The following is an 18,881-nucleotide window of genomic DNA, read 5'->3' as shown; positions in this document are numbered from 1 at the left end:
TTTTGGCACTCTTTTTATTTCTTATCTTTGCAAAGCTAAAAAAGGACAAAATGTTAAATAATAAAAAAAATTGCTGTTGACTTTGACGGAACCATTGTAGATGACGCTTATCCGGCAATTGGAAAACCTAAAATTTTTGCTTTCGAAACATTGAAAAGACTTCAGGCGGAAGGCTTCAGATTGATTCTTTGGACATACAGACACGGAAAAACGTTAGATGAAGCTGTAGAATTCTGTAGAAAAAACGGAATAGAATTTTATGCTGTGAATTCAAGTTTTGAAGGAGAAGTTTTCGATCCTGCCAGCCAATCCAGAAAACTGGATGCAGACTGGTTCATTGATGACAGGAATTTAGGAGGATTTCCCGGCTGGGGAGAAATCTATAATATTATTCAGGAAAGAATTGAATTCCGTGTAGAAGGAAGAGAGGTTCTTCCTTATTCAAAACTTAAAAAAGAAAAGAAAAAAGGACTTTTTTGGTAAGATACATCAGAAGCGCGATATTAGAATTAGTTTTAATCCTATCAAAGCTTCTGCTTTTGTTCAGTAAAAGTCTCTAGATTGTTATAATATAGAAATACACATAACGGTGTAATCTAGCTTCTAACATCTAATATTTAACATCTATAACAATGATTCAATTAAAAAACGATAGACGAACTACGTCTGATGAAGGAGAGTGCCCGTTTGGTTTCAAAGACACTGGGAATGTTGGCTAAAGAAATCAAGCCGGGAATTACTACTTTATATCTGGATAAACTGGCACATGATTTTATCAAAGATCATGGTGCAGAACCCGCTTTTTTAGGATACGGAGGTTTTCCAAATTCCCTGTGTATTTCTCCAAATGAACAGGTTGTTCATGGTTTTCCCAATAAGGAAGTCGTAAAAGAAGGAGATGTTCTTTCCGTAGACTGTGGAGTAATTCTTAACGGTTTTGTAGGAGACCATGCTTATACCTTCGAGATTGGTGAAGTAAAACCTGAGGTAAAAAAACTGCTACAGGTGACTAAAGAATCTTTGTATAAAGGGATTGAACAATGTATCAGGGGGAAAAGAATAGGAGATATTTCTCATGCTATCCAGGCACATTGTGAAAAAGAAGGATACGGAGTAGTAAGAGAGCTTGTAGGACACGGTTTGGGAAGACAGATGCATGAAGATCCTCAGGTTCCTAATTATGGAAGACAGGGAAGCGGAAAAGTAATCAAAGATGGTTTGGCAATTGCTATTGAGCCGATGATCAATCTTGGTACTGAAAAAGTGAAATTCCATAATGATGGCTGGACGGTAACGACTTTGGATAATATGCCATCTGCTCATTTTGAACATGATGTAGCCGTAATCAACGGTAAGCCGGTATTGCTTTCAACGTTCCAATACGTGTATGAAGCATTGGGAATTGTAAGTGATGAAGAGAAGCCATTCCAACTGGATTTTTAATGAAAAAACTAACCAAGCTTTTATTGAATAAAATTCCACGCCCGGTGCTTATTAAAATGAGTATTTGGGCGAGGCCTCTTATTTATCAGCTTTTTAAAGGAGATACTTTCTATGATCCTATTGATGGAAGATCATACAGGAAATTCCTGCCGTACGGATATGGAAAGCAGAGAGAAAATGCCCTTTCTCCGGGAACATTAAGTCTGGAGAGACACCGGCAGATGTGGCTGTATCTTCAAAATGAAACTGATTTTTTTATTAAAAGCTATAAAGTCCTGCATATTGCGCCGGAACAGGAATTTCTGAGGAAATTTAAAAGAATGAGCAATCTGAATTATATTTCTGCTGATTTATATTCTCCGATTGTAGATGTGAAAGCTGATATTCTGGATTTACCTTTTGAGGACAACAGTTTCGATATTGTTTTCTGTAATCATGTCCTGGAGCATATCGAAGACGATGCTAAAGCGATGAGGGAATTATACAGGGTAATGAAGCCCGGAGGCTGGGGAATTCTTCAGGTTCCGATGAAAAACTCATTGGAAAAAACATACGAAGACTTTTCTATTAAGGACCCTAAAGAGCGTCAGAAACATTTCGGGCAATATGATCATGTCCGTTGGTACGGAATGGATTATTTTGACCGATTAAGAAATGTAGGTTTTGAAACGGAAGCCAATTTCTATTCTCAGAAGTTTTCAGAAGAAGAAATAAAAAAATACGGGTTAAGAAGTAATGAAATTCTGCCCGTAGTATATAAAAAATAATAAAACCGTCTTCCGGGGGAAGGCGGTTTTATTGTAGTATAGATAGAAAGTTTGTTTTGCTTTAATGTTATCTGAGGTTTAGTGGGATGAAGACACTGCTTTTAAACCTACTACAGAACCGATAAGGGTTACAATAAAGAACACTCTCCAGAAACTTACCGGATCTTTAAAGAAAATAATTCCCATTAAAGCCGTTCCTACAGCTCCGATACCTGTCCATACAGCATAAGCGGTACCGATTGGTAATGTCTGGGTTGCCTTGATCAGTAAAAGCATGCTTATTGTCATCGTAATCAGGAAACCTGCATACCAAAGATACATCTCAGTTCCTGATGTTTCTTTTGCTTTTCCCAGACATGAGGCGAAGGCTACTTCAAATAGCCCTGCAATAACTAATATTATCCAATTCATTTTTTAAATTTTTCTCTAGCAAATTTCAGTATTTGAAAGCAGAATCAATTTTACAAATTGTTAAAAAATGAGTTTTGGTAGATTAAGTACGCTATTGCATCCAATAGAAGCGGGCTTTAGCCCGCTTTCAAAATAAATATCTATTCCATTGGCTTTAGCCCAAACTCAAATTGTTGAAATTAATTAATTAATTAATTAATTAATGAGACAAACAATTTTAACCGCCAGAACTTCCATATTCAGCTCCTATCCATAAAAGCTTACTTAATCTCCGCCCGGATCCTGCTTAAACTTACCTGCGTAATTCCAAGATAAGAAGCAATATATCCTAGCTGAACCCTTTTCAGCAGGTCAGGGTTGTTGTGCATCAGGTCCTTGTACCGTTCCAGTGATGTTTTGAATTGTCTCGAAATAATCAGCTCTTCAGATTTTATCATTTCCGCTTCTGCCAGTTTTCTGCCCCAATTGGCAATATGAATATCTTCGTTGAAAAGCTTTTTCAGGTTTTCAGTTTCTAATCTATATAAATCACAATCTTCAAGAAGTTCAATACTTTCATAGCCGGGTTTGTCTTCTACATAGCTTTTCATGGAGAGGATACTCTGGCCTTCACTTCCGAACCAGAACGTGATATCAATTTCTGAAGTGGGAGAATAAGCTCTTGCAATCCCTTTCCGGATGAAATAGAGATAGGGAATTACTTTGTCAGCCTCCATAAGGCAAAAACCTTTAGGGTAGGAAACCTCTGTGATGTATGATTTCAGGCTGTTTTTAGAAGCCTGTGGAAGGGGATATATCTGATCAAGAATCTGGTCTATATTCATAAAAATGAATTCTAATAGTCAAAAATATTAGTTTTAAGTAATGCAATACAATATAATCACATCATTTTTATGCTCATATTAAAAACTATTATAGAACCAGGGTTAACTTCAGAAAGATATACTGTTAAAAAATAACCTCTATTGATAGGAAAATTTGAAATAGTTGTAAAAAAAATCCCGGATGATTATATCCGGGACCTGATGTATATGAAAATTGTTTTAATACAATTTTCTGTTCTTTAAAAAATAAATGACTAAGTATATAAATAATACAGAACCTATAGCTAATAATAAGTCTCCGGGAACATTTTACGTGGTTCAGTTTTAAAACTGAACCTAAACATGATGTCAGTACCGATAGTATTAATAAAAATATATTCTTCTTCATTTGGATTATCATTTATAAAGTTTTTACTCCGCAGTACACCACAGATGTCAGAGCAGGCAGCGGACTTGCATACCATGCCAGGCAGCCAATGAAACCATCGCAAATATCGTCATACGCCTGATCAAAACATTTTCTGAAAGGCTTTTTAGCAGTATTGGCAATACTTGCGTTTTCCAAAAGAGGTTCTTTTACTCCTGTTTCTTCTTTTATATCAACCTGAACGCCCTTTGAAAATACTTTTATCACCCTTACTTCTTCAGATGTGATAATGATTTCCCCATCCCCGTTGCCATCTACATTATTTTCCATGATAGCCTGGAAATCTTTAAAGTTCGAAACAAATTGTTTTGTGGGAATTCCTTTAAATGGGATAGCATACATATCATTAGTGCCATCGGAAAATTTATAGCCTGAAGTTCCTATGTTGGCTAATAAAGTACTGTTGAGTAAGCTGAGGAAGTTTTTATCGATGCTGATGTCACTGGCAATAGATATCTTGTATTTGTTTTCGAGCATCTTGATAAGATCCGAATCACTGATTTTACTGGCGGTATTCGTTTGATCATTTAACTGTTCCGTTTGATTAATGGGATTTAAAGCTGAATCATCATTGCTGCATGAGCTGAAACATGAAAGCACTACCATAGAGCTTAAAAAAAAGAATTTTTTTCATTGTTATTAAAATTTTATGTTAAGTCACAAACATAGGAATTTATTTTATAATCAACAAATATTCATTAATATGTTTAATTATTTACATTAAATGTAAATCTATTTTGGTAATAGTTGAAATTTGCTATATATGATTATATAAATATAGCTTCCGAACGGCCTTAAATATCAGTCTAAAAAGAAGACAGGAGAGCACTTTTCTTTTTAAATATTGAGATTAGCAGTAAAGACCAATTTTGTTTTACTAACTTTGCATTTCATAATATTATTTTTTATGCACAAAGCAGGATTTGTAAATATAGTTGGAAAGCCTAATGCAGGAAAATCTACGCTGCTCAACCAATTAATGGGAGAAAAGCTGGCGATTGTAACGCAGAAAGCGCAAACGACCCGTCACAGAATTTTTGGTATTTATAATGAAGATGATCTGCAGATCGTATTTTCCGATACACCGGGGGTTTTAGATCCCAAATATGGACTTCAGGAGAAAATGATGGATTTTGTAAAAGATTCGTTGCAGGATGCTGATGTTTTCCTGTTTATTGTAGATGTTACCGATAAAGCAGAACCATCTGAGTTTCTTATTGATAAACTGAATAAAATTCCTGTTCCTGTTCTTCTATTGCTCAATAAAGTAGATCAGACCAATCAGGAGGGACTTGAAAAGCTGGTGGAAGACTGGCACAATAAGATTCCGAAGGCGGAAATTCTGCCTATTTCTGCCCTTAATGCCTTCAATACAGAGGTTATTCTACCTAAAATAAAATCTTTACTGCCGGAAAATCCTCCTTATTATGACAAGGATCAGTTTACGGATAAACCTGAAAGATTTTTTGTCAACGAAGCGATCCGGGAGAAAATTCTTTTAAACTATGAAAAAGAAATTCCTTATTCGGTGGAAGTTGTCACGGAACAGTTCAAGGAAAAAGAAGGAATTATTTTTATAGATTCCATCATTTATGTGGAAAGAGATACCCAGAAGGGAATCATTATCGGGCATAAAGGGGAGGCTATCAAAAAGGTAGGTACTGAAGCCAGATTAGACCTGGAAAAATTCTTTTCTAAAAAAATTCACTTAAATTTATTTGTTAAAGTGAAAAAAGATTGGAGGAAGAACGACAGGGATTTAAAAAATTTCGGTTACCGATAAACTAAAACCGTTGTGATCCCGTTGTATTAAAAGATTTTTATTACCTTAGTCTAAATTTTTTAGTAAATGAACTATAACAACTCAAATTCAAGCTCGGTACCCAAAGATATCATTGTATTCGTGGTGAGAGTATTTGTTGGTTTTGCAATGCTTTCCCATGGATTTCCAAAGCTTCAGATGTTATTGGCAGGCGGGAAAATTGAATTTTTTGATTTTATGGGATTAGGACCTCAGATTTCCCTGATTCTTACTGTTTTTGCTGAATTTGTATGTTCTATTTTACTTATATTAGGGCTTTTTACAAGGGTCTCTTTAGGGTTCCTGATCTTCACAATGGCAATGGCTGCCTTTTTTTGTGCATGGAGCGGATCCTTTTGAAAAAAGAGAAATGAGCCTTATCTATCTTTCTGTTTATCTTTTATTGATGGCAACCGGACCAGGCAAGTTTTCAGTAGATTATATGATAGAAAAAAGAAAAAGAGCTTCAGATTGGTAGATCAGATTCCTCATTTGAAACAATATATCATAAAGGCTATTTCGCATACTGTGGAATAGCCTTTATGATGAATTTAAATGATTTTAGGATAATTTAAATTCTATTTTTTATATTTGAAACTTGAAATATAAATATGAAAAACTTCCCTCTCCGTTCTGTAACCAGACAGAATATTCCATTTTGTTCCCACGGTACTCAAATATACATGAGTGAAAACTATTCTTTGTACAATCATCACAGCATTTGAAATAGGGGAGTTCATTGTGTTCAAAATTATTGTATAAGGTAGTTTAAAGAGATTATGCTATTTAATTCACTAGCTTTTTTAATTTTTCTTCCTATAGTTTTTATTTTATACTGGTTTGTATGCAATAAGAATTATAAGTATCAGAATATACTTCTGCTTGTAGCCAGCTTCTATTTCTATAGTTGTTGGGATTTTCGGTTTTTGTTTCTCCTGATGTTTTCCATTGCTTTGGATTTCTTTTCCGGAATACAGATTGAAAACAGTAAGACAAAAAGAGCGGCTACCATATGGCTGACCATAAGTATAGCCATTAATCTCGGGTTTTTGGGCTTTTTTAAATACTATAATTTTTTTCATTGATAATTTTGCAGAATTATTAAAAGGGTTGGGATTCACGGTGAATATGTGGACTTTAAAAGTCATTCTGCCTGTAGGTATTTCTTTTTATACTTTCCATGGATTATCATATGTCATAGATGTGTACAAAAAAAAGGATTCCTGCGGAGAAAAACTATGTGGACTATGCTGTATTTGTCAGTTATTTTCCCCTACTGGTTGCCGGACCTATTGAAAGGGCCACCCATTTACTTCCCCAGATACAGCGAAAAAGATCTTTTAGTTATGAAAAAGCAAAAGATGGAATGGCCCAGATTCTTTGGGGCTTTTTCAAAAAAATGGTAATTGCAGATAATTGTGCTCCCATTGTTAATGAGATATTCAATAATGCACCAACAGAAAGTGCCAGCAACCTGGTTTTAGGAGCAATCCTTTTTGCATTCCAGATTTATGGTGACTTTTCAGGATATTCTGATATTGCATTGGGAACATCCAGGCTATTCGGGATAGAATTATTAAAAAACTTCTCCTATCCTTACTTTTCAAGGGATATCGCCGAATTCTGGAGACGATGGCATATCTCCCTCTCATCATGGTTCAGAGATTATCTTTACATTCCGCTGGGAGGAAGTAAAGGAGGATTGTGGATGAAGATCAGAAATACCTTTATCATCTTTCTGGTGAGTGGTTTCTGGCACGGAGCTAACTGGACTTTTATTATTTGGGGTGGATTAAATGCTTTATTTTTTCTTCCATTGCTATTGGCTAAAAAAAATAGAGAGAATCTGGAAGTAGTGGCTGCAGGAAGATTAATCCCTTCATTAAGGGAAGCTTTCAGTATTTTACTCACTTTTATACTCATCTGTTTTGCATGGATTTTCTTCAGGGCAGAAAGTGTTTCTTCTGCAATTCAATATATAAAAGGTATTTTCAGTGATAGTTTGTTTGCTTTCCCAACAGAATTCAGGCCGGAATTATTAGGGCTGATCATGGTCATGCTTGGGATGGAATGGCTTAACAGAACACAGGATTTTGGGTTGAGAATCCATAAGCAAAAGCCAATGTTACAAGCAATAGTTTATATTGCAGTGGCTTATCTGATCCTGAATTTTGCCAATTTTGGCAGTAATGAATTTATTTATTTCCAGTTTTAAATGAAAAGATTTATATCACTAGTCTCCATATTCATTTTTATCATGTTCGTTATCGGCTTGATCAAGATTGCCTTGAAACCTAATCAAAATTATTCATACCCTTTTCTTAACGCAAAACTGGAATATCTTAAAGAACATCCTGAATATAATATGTATTTTGTTGGAAGTTCAAGAATCAACAATCAGATTGACTGTAAATTGATTGATCGCAAAATAAGCGGAATAAAATCATATAACCTGGGAGCCAGTGCCAGCTTTGACCTGGAAAGCTTCCAAACGATGGAATATATTTTGGAAAATCCTTCATTTAAACCTAAATATATTGTACTTGAACTTCAGGACAGGGTTAAAATTACAAGTATAAATCTGAAAACAGAAAGAAGTTTTGGAGTTTTCAATTTTGACAATACACTTTTTGCCGTAAAATCCCAGCAAGAAGAACATAACTACAAACAGATTGCTCTATCATTCGTTTCGTTTGTTTTTAATGTTTTCCACTTTAACAAAATGCCGGATGAAAGAGCGGTTAAACAAGCTCATAATTATTCTATAGATCAGAACCAGGGCTTTTCACCTTTAGACTCCAGTGGTATTCCCAGAACAAAAGAAGCCGAGCTGAAGAAGGTTATTAAAAGAAGATTGGTTAATTATTACGCAGATCATGAAAATTATAAGCCGAACAGTGTTGTTGTTAAAAAAATTAATGAACTTGCAGAAAAGTGCAAAAAGAAAAATATTCAACTCATCTTGTTTATTCCGGGGCCAGCAGAACCTAACGGTAAAAAGTTTTACTCTTATGTAAACGCATTAAATGTTCCGGTTATTAATTTTATGAACCCTGCTGAATACCCGGAATTGTACTGGTGTCAAAACCGATGGGACTACGGGCATCTGAATGAAAAAGGGGCTAAAATTCTCTCCACGAAAATGGTTCCTTTTTTAGAAACAATCGTAAAATAGTTGTACTTTCGTGAAAAATGAATTACATGAAGATAAAACTGACTATTTGCCTTCTGGCATTTCTCAATTTTTATGATGCACAGGAGAATATTACGTATCAGAAACCATCGGCTGAAATCCTGAAGCTGGCAGATTACGAAAGGCCACCCGGCGTTTTGATGAATACTAAAAAAGATTGGGTTGTATTCACGTACCGTCCGACTTACAAAACGTTACAGGATCTTAGTCAGCAAGAGATGAAGCTGGGAGGATTAAGAATTAACCCGGTTACCAATATTGCAAGTACTGTTACTTATTTCAATAATCTGAAGATCAGAAAGATTAATGATAAAAATGAATCCCAGATAAAAAATTTACCTGCTGAAGCAAAAATCACCTATATTTCGTTCTCACCGGATGAAAAGAAACTTGCTTTCACAAATACAACCAATAAGGGGGTAGAACTCTGGGTAGTGGATATGGAAACGGCTTCAGCTAAAAAGCTGACACAGGATAACCTGAATGCAAATTTAGGGAGTCCTTATATTTGGAGCAATAATTCTCAAAGTTTATTGATCAGGACACTGCCACAAAACAGGCCTGCGTTGATAGATTCAGGTAAAGATCTTCCTACAGGGCCTATTGTTTCTACAGCAGATGGAAAAGTATCACAGAACAGAACCTATCAGGACCTTTTGAAAAACCCTCAGGATGAGAAAAATTTTGAAGTGCTTACTGCTTCAGAAATTTATAATGTAGACCTGAATGGAAATCTTAAAAAAGTAAAAGACCAGGATATGTATGCAGGGCTAAGTTTCTCTCCGGACGGAAACTACCTGATGGCTACCGTTATTAAAAAGCCTTTCTCTTATATTGTCCCTTTGAGCAGGTTTCCTTCAACTACCACAGTGTATGATAAAGAAGGGAATGTGGTAAAAGTCGTAAATGAAGTTCCCTTAAATGAAATCATGCCAAAAGGCTTTTCATCAGTAAGAAAAGGAAAAAGAAATATGACCTGGAGAAATGACGCCCCGTCAACATTGGTTTTTGCAGAAGCGCTTGACGAAGGTGACCAGTATAAACCGGCTGAATACCGGGATGAAATCTTTACATGGGAAGCTCCGTTTACAGCTGCTCCGAAATCTTTCTTTAAAACCAAACAGAGATACGATGGAATAGACTGGACGAATGATCATTATGCTATTGTTTCCGAAGGATGGTATGATACAAGAAATACAAAATCCTTCCTTGTGGACCTTAACAATGGAGAATCAAAGGTAATAGATGACAGGAATTCTCAGGATGTTTACAGCGACCCGGGACGCTTTAATACCGTAAAAAATCAATATGGAAGAAGTGTTGTTGACATGGAAGGAGGTAAGGCTTATCTGATAGGAGAAGGATTTACAAAAGATGGACAGCATCCGTTTATTGATGAAATGGACGTTAAATCATTGAAAAAGAAAAGACTGTACAGTTCAAATCTTAAAAATGCCAAAGAAGGAATTGTAGATATTCTTAACCCTGCAAAAGGCGAGATTTTAACCACTCAGCAGTCTTCCAGTCAATACCCAAACTATTTTAAAAAGAATATTAAATCCAATAAAGCAGAACCGGTAACCAACTTTGCCAATCCTTTTGAAAGTATTAAAGACGTATACAAGGAAGTGATTACTTATAAAAGAAACGATGGCGTTACGCTGACCGGAACCCTTTACCTTCCTGCCAATTACGACAGAAAAGCTAAAAAAGAAAAGCTGCCTTTACTGATCTGGGCTTATCCTACAGAGTATAAAGATAAAAATACAGCAGGGCAGAACACCCAGAACCCGAATGATTTTACATTCCCTTCTTACGGTTCTTTCATATACTGGACAACAAAAGGATATGCCGTTCTGGATGATGCTGCTTTCCCAATTATTGGTGAAGGAAAAACAGAACCTAATGATACCTTTATCCCTCAATTGGTAGCAAATGCCGAAGCAGCAATCAATGCGGTAGATCAGTTAGGATATATAGATAAAAAGAAAGTAGCGGTAGGAGGACATTCTTATGGAGCATTTATGACGGCTAATCTTTTGACGCATTCCAATCTTTTTGCATGTGGAATTGCAAGAAGTGGTGCCTACAACAGAACCCTGACTCCGTTTGGATTCCAAAGTGAGCAAAGGAACTATTGGGATGTTCCGGAGATTTATAATACCATGTCTCCATTTATGCATGCGGACAAAATGAAAACGCCACTTCTTCTGATTCATGGTGATGCGGATAACAATCCGGGAACTTTCACATTGCAGACGGAAAGGTACTTCCAGGCGTTGAAGAACTTAGGAGCACCGGTGAAAATGGTTCTTCTCCCTAAAGAAGCCCATGGTTACCAGGCAAAAGAAAATATCTTCCATGTTTTATGGGAGCAGGATCAGTTCCTTGAAAAATGCCTTAAAAAATAAATTGAAAGCCTCGTTTCTTACAACGGGGCTTTTTTATTTAGTATCGATGACCGTCACAAATATTTTACAATTTCATCAATACTTTTTAATTCCATAAAATGCTCATGATTCAGATGTACATCATGTTGTTCATGGCTCCAGGTAACATGGTAAGGAATATGAGCTGCATTACCACCGATTTCCAATACGGGTAAAATGTCGGATTTGATAGAATTCCCGAGCATCAGGAAGTTTTCAGGTGAGCAATCCAGATGTTTCAGCAACTTGTTATAGTCGTGTTCTTTTTTGTTACTCATGATTTCAATGTGATGAAAAAAGTCTTGTAATCCTGAATTTTTCAGTTTACGTTCCTGATCCAGGAGGTCTCCCTTCGTGGCAACCACCAGTCTGTACTTTCCTTTTAAACTTTCGAGGGTTTCAGTTACCCCGTCCAGTAGCACAACCGGTTTCCGAAGCAGGTCCTGACCCAATTGAATCACTTTGTTAACTAATTCCAGTGGGGCTGTATTATCCGAAACCTTGCCAATCGTCTCTACCATACAAAGCATGAATCCTTTTACACCATAGCCATACAGGTGGAGGTTTTGCATTTCGGTTTTAAGCAGCTCCTGCGATACAGAATGCTGAGGGAGATAATCTTCAAGAAGTGTACAGAATTCTTTTTCTGCTTCCTGAAAATAAGGTTCATTGCTCCAAAGGGTATCATCTGCATCAAAGGCAATCGTTGTGATGTGGTTTTTCATTTTACTTTTTGTACTTTTCTGCTGGCAAAATTCACAATAAAAAATAAATTATAAAAGGACATTTGTCCCGGATCCCTATGCTACGAACAAATCAGTCATTTTTAAGTCATCTTGAAAAGCTTTATCATAAGCAATCGGTAAAAAATATTATTTTGGAAACTTTTTCCAAAGGACAGGAATTATTAATTCAGGATCATTCAGTTTCCAAAGTCATGCTGATTAAAGATGGAATTACAAAATGTTACTTTGAAGAAGAAAACGGGAAAGAATATATTGTAGAATTCCTGGGAAGCGGTGAAATCCTCGGCGAAGTAGAACTGATTAAAAATATTCCTTGCCTGTGCAGTATTGAAGCTTTAACGGAAGTTACAGTCTATACTATAAGTCTGTCTTATTTTAATGAATTAATTAGAAAAGATCTTACCTTGAATAATTTATTGTTGAATTCTTTTGCAGAACGAATTATCAACACCTCAAGCAGGGCTTCGTATCAACAGCTTTATACGGTAGAGCATACCCTCACACAATTGCTTAAAATGCAATCTAAACAGAATATCAAAATTTCCAAAGAAGATATGGCTGCCTATCTGGGGATTACAGTAAGAAGTTTAAACAGAATTTTGAAGTATTTAAATTTAAAATAGAAGTAGTTGGGAAAACATATTTATATTATTTCTTATTGAGGATTGGTTTTTAATAAGGGGTAATTTGTTTTTTTTATATTTAAATCATATAATTACCTAAAATAAGTGGGGTAGTTTGGGAATTTACCTATTTTTGTACCTGAAAGTTGAAGTAATATTCATGGGAAATATAAAATTCAGAAATGCCGGATTAGCTGACCTACATAAAATTGTAGAAATTTACAATTCAACCATCGCTTCAAGAATGGTGACTGCAGATGTAGAAGAAGTCGAAGTAGAAGGCAAGGTATCATGGTTCAATGAGCATAATCCTGAAACCAGGCCACTTTGGATTGTTGAAGATGGTCAAGGGCAGATTGTAGGTTGGGTAAGCTTCAGTTCTTTTCATGAAAGACCGGCATACAATGGAACGGTGGAAGTAAGTATTTACCTGGATGAAAATTTCAGGGGAAAAGGATACGGAAAAATGATTCTTCAGTATTGTATAGATAATGCGGAAAAGTTTGGTGTTAAAAATCTGGTTGCTCTTATCTTCCTTCATAACGAGCCTAGCCTGAAGCTGTTCAGGTATTTTGGATTTGAAGATTGGGGAACCCTTCCGGATGTTGCAGTTTTAGATGGTATTGAACGAAGCCTGAAGATTTTAGGGAAAAAAATTAAATAAATATAAAGGTTCAGTAAGAATGGGCTTTAGCCAAAATTTATAAGCAGCTGAAAATAATTTTTAAAGATTGATTTCATCAAATCAGCCATTTTGCAGGAATGATATGTAAGTTTTATCCTGCATATAGAGCGGAATGTGCAGTGCTGTCACATCTGAAAGCAAATAAAAAGAGGCTGTTTAAACAACCTCTTTTAGCATTATATATTCTGCTTGATCCTTTTCGCAGACATATTCAAAAACCGCTTAACCAGGAATATAGCGGAGACTGTAAGTCCTAATCCCAGGGCAATCCACATTCCGAAGGCTCCCATTCCCAAGGTCACACAGAAGAAATATCCCAAGGGGATAGTAATTATCCAGTAAGCGATAAAAGTATAGATAGATGGTATTTTAACGTCCTGCAAGCCTCTCAGCATTCCCAGTGCCGTTACCTGGATTCCGTCTGAAAGCTGGAATAAAGCAGCAATAATCATAAGCTTTGAAGCTAACGCTATAACTTCTACCTCTTCTTTTTTTGTAAAGAAGGTAGGAAGGATATGTCTACCCAGAATAAAAACCAGTCCACAAATACACATGAAGATAAAGGCAATCTTCAGGTTGTTGATTCCGACTTTCCTTAATTCAACAAAATTCTGCTCACCCAGCTTTCTGCCGATCATTACTGTAGAAGCCACACTAAAGCCTACACATAAATTGAAGGTGAAAGAAGCCATGCTTAATGCAATCTGATGCGAAGCAATATCATGGGCAGAGATCAGTCCGCAAATAAATGCTGCACCGGCAAAAGCAGTTACCTCGAAGAACATTTGTAATGCAGTAGGAAGCCCCAGTTTTACCATTTTGTCAAACATTTTTTTTGAAAATACTTTGAGCTTTAACGAGAAATCTTTGATATAACGTCTGGTCCTTTTTTCTTTAAGCAATACAAAATAAAGGAAAACCACCATGAAAATCCTGGAAATTAAAGTAGCCAGTGCTGATCCTTTCACTCCCATTGGAGGAATACCCCAAAGTCCTTTAATAAATACATAGTTTAAAGCGATATTAATGATATTCGCAATGATGGTCGCTTTGGTAACTCCTATGGTATAAGAAAGACCTTCGGAAACTTCACGAAGCGTCTGGAATGCCATAAAAGGAATCATGCTTATAACCATGATGCTTAGGAAACCAACCGTATCGGGGATGATCTTGGCAGGCTGCCCCGAATGATAAAGAAGAGGCATCCCCAGCAATAAGATGACCATAAGAATAATCCCAACAGACATATTGATAATAAATCCGTGACTAAATACGGAATTAATGGTATCATGGTCCTGTTTTGAATGTGCTTCTGAAACCAAAGGCGGTATAGCAAAAGAAAATCCCAATGCCAATACAAATATGGAGAAGAATACGGCGTTTCCCAATGAAACGGATGCTAATGCATCAGCACCTAAAAGTTTTCCGACAATAATATTGTCGAATAAATTTACTGAAACCTGCCCTACCTGGGTGAGCATTACAGGCAGAGCCAGAGTCAGGCATTCTTTTGTGTAGTTTTTGTTTAAAAAATTCATAATATTTTAAGATTCATATAGTTTATCATTGAAATGAAAAAAATAAGGGCAAAAAAAAAATTTGCAGTGGTGTCACTGCAAATTTTTATGCTATGGTGAATAATCGTTAGATTATTTCCTTACAAAACTTGCAACGTCACTTTCAGAAACCGTGTTTCCACCAAGAATGATCAATCTTTCCACCACATTCCTTAATTCTCTGATATTTCCGGTCCATGAAAGAGCTTTTAGAGCTTCAATAGCTTTATCATCAAACTTTTTCGTTGCAGTACCGTGTTCATCGGCAATCATTCCGGAAAAATGTTCCACTAATAATTTAATATCCTCTTTTCTTTCATCCAATGGCGGAACATAGATTTCAATTACAGAAAGCCTGTGGTAAAGGTCTTCTCTGAATTTACCCTCTTCAATTTCTTTCTGCATATTCTTATTGGTTGCCGCAATTACCCTTACGTCAACTTTAATTTCTTTATCACTTCCAACAGGGGAAACCTTGCTTTCCTGAAGAGCTCTTAACACCTTTGCCTGGGCAATTAGACTCATATCCCCAATCTCATCCAGGAAGATGGTACCTCCGTTGGCCTGCTCAAATTTTCCTTGTTTATCTTTAATCGCACCGGTAAAAGATCCTTTTACATGTCCGAAAAGTTCAGATTCAATAAGTTCAGACGGGATCGCCGCACAGTTGACTTCTACCATCGGGCCTTTTGCTCTCTCACTTTGGTTGTGAATAGCATGGGCAACCAGCTCTTTCCCTGCACCGTTAGGTCCTGTAATCAGTACCCTGGCATCAGAAACTGCTACTTTTTCAATCATTTCCTGGATCTTTTGCAGGGCAGGAGAGTTCCCGATCATCTGATATTTCTTGCTGACCTTTTTCTTTAATGTTTTGTTTTCGGTCTGAAGATTTTTATTTTCCTTTTTCAGTGTTTCCTTAACCAGGGCATTCTTCACACTTGTGATCAGCCTGTTGATATCAATTGGTTTGGAAATAAAGTCGTATGCTCCTTCTTTCAGACAAGAAACAGCAGAATCGATGTCTGCGTGACCTGAGATCATGATAAAAGTAGTTTCGGGCTTCAGTGCCATACTTTGTTTTAAAAGCTCGGTTCCTGAAAGTTTAGGCATTTTGATATCAGAAATCACCAAGGCGAAATCTTCTTTTTCTATCTGTTTATAACCTTCAAGGCCGTCTTCGGCGATAACAAATTCATAATCTGTGAGTTCATCAGAAAGAATACTGTGAAGTACTCCCGATATTGCTTTTTCGTCTTCTACTATAAGGATTTTTTGCATAGTTGCAAATTTAAATTTTTTGTTTCAATTATTAGCAAAAATCGTACCTAAAAATTCTACTGTGAATAGTCTCTGCGTCCGAAAATTGCTGATCCAACTCTCACAGAATTAGCACCACAAGCAATGGCAACCGGGAAATCATCACTCATTCCCATTGATAAGGTTTTTAATGTTTTTAATTGATTTAATTCATCAAAAACACCTTTTAAGGTTAAAAATTCTTTTTTTACCTGTTGCTCATCTTCTGTGAAAGTAGCCATTCCCATTAATCCGGTAATTTCAACATGAGGAAATTTTCCTTCCAGATATTGCAGGAACAATGCCTTGGCCTCAGAAATCTCAAGACCAAATTTGCTTTCTTCCGCAGCAATTTTTACCTGAAGTAAAACTTTAATAACCCTGTTGTTCTTCCCTGATTCTTTATTAATTTCATTCAATAGCCTTTCAGAATCCACACTTTGTATGGTATCTATAAACGGTGCAATGTATTTTACTTTATTGGTTTGTAAATGGCCAATTAAATGCCATTGGATATCCTGGGGAAGAAGCGGGTATTTCTCCATCAATTCCTGAACCTTGTTTTCTCCAAACACTCTTTGTCCCAACTCATAAACCTCCTGGATAGCAGAAACCGGATGGGTCTTTGAAACAGCTACCAGCTGTACTTCTGAAGGAAGCTGATTTTTTTATAATCTGATAGTTTTCTTTAATACTCATACATGCAAATTTCCGAAAATTAGTTGACAGTTACCAGTCATCAATACATTATCTTCTGCTTTTACAACAAAATTAATTCAATACCTCATTGATCTTAGGATATTGAGATATTTTCCTGAAAACAAACTTATTGCTTTTTTGCAGTTTTTCGATGAAAAGATCCAGCTCATTGATAGAATCCGTATCCCTGAGGTACTGATCATGAGTGAGAAAGACAAGGTGCCTTGAAGTTTTTTCAAGATCGTTAAGGAAAATGCTGTCCACTTTTTTAATCATCGCCTCATGGCTTCCTTTTAACGTCATCTTTTGAGTAGGACGCCATTCCAGATCCCAACCGATGACCTTATAGCCTGCTTTCTTCAATCCGTTAGCTGCAGCCGTAGAACTTTTAATATCCGTCACATTAATATTGTTCAGTCTCCAGATATTTCTTCCCGGCGTTCTCGCTATTTTATCATGGAGCTTCAGGCTGTCTTTGGCAATGTCGAAATCGCGAACCACAAAATCCGCATTTTTGTAAAAATCTGTGTATTTGTTGTGGGCATGGGTAAAACTGTGATTAGCTAGTTCAATCAGGGGACTTTGCTTTAGAAGTTCAAAATCTTTTTTTTGCTTTTTGCTTCCATAAGCATGTTTTCCCACTAAAAAAGCGGTTGCACAAACATTTCTTTTATTAAGTATTTTTAGAAGATTTTCTGTACCCTGATTAGGGCCGTCATCAAAAGTAAGGTAGATCACTCTTTTGTCAGGATCTACGCTTTCATCGTCCTCTTTGGGGACTATTTCTGCGGCAGGATGTTCCTGTGAATTGAGTTTTTCATTCACATCATTCTTGAAATTACAGCTGTTTAATAAAACTGAAGTTGCACTCACCAATGCAAACATCCCGAGAAAAGTCTTATTTTTTGACTTTTCCGCAAAAATTTTTCTCATAAAGGTAATGGAAATTTAAATTGTTAAAAATCGTTAAAAATAACAGTTGAATGTTAACAAATTATATGCCATATTTCCCTGTGTTTTCCTTTTTAAGGTTATTTTAATATCTTTATTTGAAAGACAATTTTTCAGTAATAGTTGAATTGACAACTTTGTTTTAGATCTTTGTAATTTTTAACATTTATAAATGTGAAAACGATAGCCATTCTCTATTTTGGTTAGTGTTAATGTATTTCTCATGTAGCAGAGAATTATTTATTATGGACCATTAAGTAAGAGGTTATCACAGCGAAACCGACTTTACAAAATTTAAGCCAGCACTTTTTTTTAAATACATAGCATTTCTGATAGCTGAAGTTCCCCACGTATTATTAAAGAATATAAAAAATGGTTTGTGTTTTATTGCTGATCCCGTCAGCAAGATGATCCAAAAAGTCTTCGCTGTATTCCGATTTGTAAAGGACCGGTTTTCCGTGAAGCCTGTAATACAGTATTTCAGGATGATTCACAATAACATCTTCCGGAAGGTTGCCGGGAAAGCTTACCCCTGAAAAAACAATGTGATGATCTCTTAATATATCAAAAATTTCTTTTTGCCACCAGGACTCATGGCGGAATTCAATGACGTTTAAAAAACTGAAATCAAGATTATTGATAATTTGTTTTAGGTTCTCCGGAGTGTTTTTAAAAGAAGGAGGCAATTGGTATAAGAAGCCCGATAATTTGTGGCTGAGATGGCCTTGAATGTGCTGGCAGAATTTCGTAATCTCTTCTTTTGAACTTATAAGACGTTTTTTGGTGGGTAATATCCTTTGGGATCTTAATGAAGAACCTGAAGGTGTCAGGAGTCCCGTCATACCATTTTAAAAGGGTTTTTGCAGTAGGAATTCTGTAAAATGTCGAATTGATTTCCACTGCATTAAAAGTCTGGGAGTATAAAGAAAGAAAATCTTTACTTTGGGCATTTTCAGGGTATAAAGACCCTTTCCAGTCGTTATTGTAAAATCCCGAACACCCGATGTAAAGATTTTCTTTTTTCATAATT

Annotated in this window: 16 protein-coding genes and 3 pseudogenes; 10 read left to right on the top strand and 9 right to left on the bottom strand. The window is 36.1% G+C overall.

The features are described from left to right. Positions 1-57 precede the first annotated feature (57 nt). The 3 genes from HX13_RS11135 to HX13_RS11125 all read left to right on the top strand — a co-directional run bounded on the left by HX13_RS11135 (position 58) and on the right by HX13_RS11125 (position 2,210). Positions 58-483 (top strand): BT0820 family HAD-type phosphatase, encoded by a 426-nt coding sequence (locus HX13_RS11135; RefSeq protein WP_050021125.1) that lies wholly within the window; start codon positions 58-60, stop codon positions 481-483. Between the two features lie 186 nt (positions 484-669). After that, a complete protein-coding gene (gene map / locus HX13_RS11130; protein ID WP_050021124.1) occupies positions 670-1,443 on the top strand; it encodes a type I methionyl aminopeptidase in 774 nt (257 codons plus the stop codon). Then, positions 1,443-2,210, top strand: a complete 768-nt coding sequence (locus HX13_RS11125) for a class I SAM-dependent methyltransferase (RefSeq protein ID WP_050021123.1) — start codon at positions 1,443-1,445, stop codon at positions 2,208-2,210. The genes map and HX13_RS11125 overlap by 1 nt, the downstream gene beginning before the upstream one ends. Before the next feature lie 78 nt (positions 2,211-2,288). Here the strand turns inward: HX13_RS11125 and HX13_RS11120 are convergent, their stop codons facing one another. From HX13_RS11120 to HX13_RS11110, 3 genes are all read right to left on the bottom strand, one after another. After that, complete coding sequence (locus tag HX13_RS11120; RefSeq protein ID WP_050021122.1) at positions 2,289-2,621, bottom strand: DMT family transporter; 333 nt, start codon at positions 2,619-2,621, stop codon at positions 2,289-2,291. Positions 2,622-2,881: 260 nt separating this feature from the next. Continuing rightward, entirely contained in the window at positions 2,882-3,445 is a 564-nt protein-coding gene (locus HX13_RS11115) for a Crp/Fnr family transcriptional regulator (RefSeq protein ID WP_050021121.1), read from the bottom strand. A 400-nt stretch (positions 3,446-3,845) separates the two neighbouring features. Beyond that, the gene (locus HX13_RS11110; protein ID WP_128572364.1) at positions 3,846-4,472 is read right to left on the bottom strand and encodes a hypothetical protein; all 627 of its coding nucleotides are present in this window, start codon (positions 4,470-4,472) and stop codon (positions 3,846-3,848) included. Positions 4,473-4,779: 307 nt separating this feature from the next. On the opposite strand from HX13_RS11110, the gene era reads away from it, so the two are divergent. The 5 genes and pseudogenes from era to HX13_RS11085 all read left to right on the top strand — a co-directional run bounded on the left by era (position 4,780) and on the right by HX13_RS11085 (position 11,277). Continuing rightward, positions 4,780-5,655, top strand: a complete 876-nt coding sequence (era, locus tag HX13_RS11105; protein WP_050021119.1) for a GTPase Era — start codon at positions 4,780-4,782, stop codon at positions 5,653-5,655. A gap of 66 nt (positions 5,656-5,721) precedes the next feature. Then, positions 5,722-6,033 carry a DoxX family protein gene (locus HX13_RS11100; protein ID WP_238555247.1) on the top strand — a complete coding sequence of 104 codons (312 nt, stop codon included), beginning with the start codon at positions 5,722-5,724 and terminating at the stop codon, positions 6,031-6,033. Positions 6,034-6,452: 419 nt separating this feature from the next. Next, positions 6,453-7,888: pseudogene (locus HX13_RS11095) on the top strand (MBOAT family O-acyltransferase). Next, a complete protein-coding gene (locus HX13_RS11090; protein WP_157837434.1) occupies positions 7,889-8,848 on the top strand; it encodes a hypothetical protein in 960 nt (319 codons plus the stop codon). It abuts the pseudogene before it with no gap. Between the two features lie 26 nt (positions 8,849-8,874). After that, on the top strand, positions 8,875-11,277 hold the full coding sequence (locus HX13_RS11085; protein ID WP_185113603.1) for an alpha/beta hydrolase family protein: 2,403 nt from the start codon (positions 8,875-8,877) through the stop codon (positions 11,275-11,277). 53 nt (positions 11,278-11,330) lie between these two features. Here HX13_RS11085 and HX13_RS11080 read toward each other — a convergent pair whose 3' ends face one another. Then, on the bottom strand, positions 11,331-12,020 hold the full coding sequence (locus tag HX13_RS11080; RefSeq protein ID WP_050021117.1) for an HAD family hydrolase: 690 nt from the start codon (positions 12,018-12,020) through the stop codon (positions 11,331-11,333). Positions 12,021-12,097: 77 nt separating this feature from the next. Between HX13_RS11080 and HX13_RS11075 the strand changes: the two genes are divergently transcribed. Together HX13_RS11075 and HX13_RS11070 are read left to right on the top strand one after the other, a co-directional pair. Beyond that, positions 12,098-12,664 (top strand): Crp/Fnr family transcriptional regulator, encoded by a 567-nt coding sequence (locus HX13_RS11075; RefSeq protein ID WP_050021116.1) that lies wholly within the window; start codon positions 12,098-12,100, stop codon positions 12,662-12,664. A 160-nt stretch (positions 12,665-12,824) separates the two neighbouring features. Then, the gene (locus tag HX13_RS11070; RefSeq protein WP_174441964.1) at positions 12,825-13,328 is read left to right on the top strand and encodes a GNAT family N-acetyltransferase; all 504 of its coding nucleotides are present in this window, start codon (positions 12,825-12,827) and stop codon (positions 13,326-13,328) included. 197 nt (positions 13,329-13,525) lie between these two features. Here HX13_RS11070 and HX13_RS11065 read toward each other — a convergent pair whose 3' ends face one another. The 5 genes and pseudogenes from HX13_RS11065 to HX13_RS26360 form a co-directional block, all read right to left on the bottom strand. Further along, entirely contained in the window at positions 13,526-14,887 is a 1,362-nt protein-coding gene (locus HX13_RS11065; RefSeq protein WP_050021115.1) for an MATE family efflux transporter, read from the bottom strand. Positions 14,888-14,998: 111 nt separating this feature from the next. Further along, the gene (locus HX13_RS11060) at positions 14,999-16,183 is read right to left on the bottom strand and encodes a sigma-54-dependent transcriptional regulator (RefSeq protein WP_050021114.1); all 1,185 of its coding nucleotides are present in this window, start codon (positions 16,181-16,183) and stop codon (positions 14,999-15,001) included. A gap of 56 nt (positions 16,184-16,239) precedes the next feature. Then, positions 16,240-16,900: pseudogene (locus HX13_RS11055) on the bottom strand (YggS family pyridoxal phosphate-dependent enzyme). Positions 16,901-16,972: 72 nt separating this feature from the next. Then, positions 16,973-17,833 (bottom strand): polysaccharide deacetylase family protein, encoded by an 861-nt coding sequence (locus HX13_RS11050; protein ID WP_050021113.1) that lies wholly within the window; start codon positions 17,831-17,833, stop codon positions 16,973-16,975. A gap of 374 nt (positions 17,834-18,207) precedes the next feature. Next, positions 18,208-18,877 (bottom strand): annotated as a pseudogene (locus tag HX13_RS26360) (DUF72 domain-containing protein). Between the last annotated feature and the right edge of the window lie 4 nt (positions 18,878-18,881).

The organism is Chryseobacterium sp. P1-3 (genome assembly GCF_000738495.1).
Lineage (GTDB): Bacteria > Bacteroidota > Bacteroidia > Flavobacteriales > Weeksellaceae > Chryseobacterium > Chryseobacterium gallinarum.
This window is presented reverse-complemented; position numbering and strand designations above follow the sequence as displayed.

Bases quoted from the DNA above. Each gene is read 5' to 3' on its own strand.
- map (WP_050021124.1), top strand. From the start codon at position 670: ATGAAGGAGAGTGCCCGTTTGGTTTCAAAGACACTGGGAATGTTGGCT.
- HX13_RS11125 (WP_050021123.1), top strand. From the start codon at position 1,443: ATGAAAAAACTAACCAAGCTTTTATTGAATAAAATTCCACGCCCGGTG.
- HX13_RS11120 (WP_050021122.1), bottom strand. From the start codon at position 2,621: ATGAATTGGATAATATTAGTTATTGCAGGGCTATTTGAAGTAGCCTTC.
- HX13_RS11115 (WP_050021121.1), bottom strand. From the start codon at position 3,445: ATGAATATAGACCAGATTCTTGATCAGATATATCCCCTTCCACAGGCT.
- era (WP_050021119.1), top strand. From the start codon at position 4,780: ATGCACAAAGCAGGATTTGTAAATATAGTTGGAAAGCCTAATGCAGGA.
- HX13_RS11100 (WP_238555247.1), top strand. From the start codon at position 5,722: ATGAACTATAACAACTCAAATTCAAGCTCGGTACCCAAAGATATCATT.
- HX13_RS11090 (WP_157837434.1), top strand. From the start codon at position 7,889: ATGAAAAGATTTATATCACTAGTCTCCATATTCATTTTTATCATGTTC.
- HX13_RS11085 (WP_185113603.1), top strand. From the start codon at position 8,875: ATGAAGATAAAACTGACTATTTGCCTTCTGGCATTTCTCAATTTTTAT.
- HX13_RS11080 (WP_050021117.1), bottom strand. From the start codon at position 12,020: ATGAAAAACCACATCACAACGATTGCCTTTGATGCAGATGATACCCTT.
- HX13_RS11075 (WP_050021116.1), top strand. From the start codon at position 12,098: ATGCTACGAACAAATCAGTCATTTTTAAGTCATCTTGAAAAGCTTTAT.
- HX13_RS11070 (WP_174441964.1), top strand. From the start codon at position 12,825: ATGGGAAATATAAAATTCAGAAATGCCGGATTAGCTGACCTACATAAA.
- HX13_RS11065 (WP_050021115.1), bottom strand. From the start codon at position 14,887: ATGAATTTTTTAAACAAAAACTACACAAAAGAATGCCTGACTCTGGCT.
- HX13_RS11060 (WP_050021114.1), bottom strand. From the start codon at position 16,183: ATGCAAAAAATCCTTATAGTAGAAGACGAAAAAGCAATATCGGGAGTA.
- HX13_RS11050 (WP_050021113.1), bottom strand. From the start codon at position 17,833: ATGAGAAAAATTTTTGCGGAAAAGTCAAAAAATAAGACTTTTCTCGGG.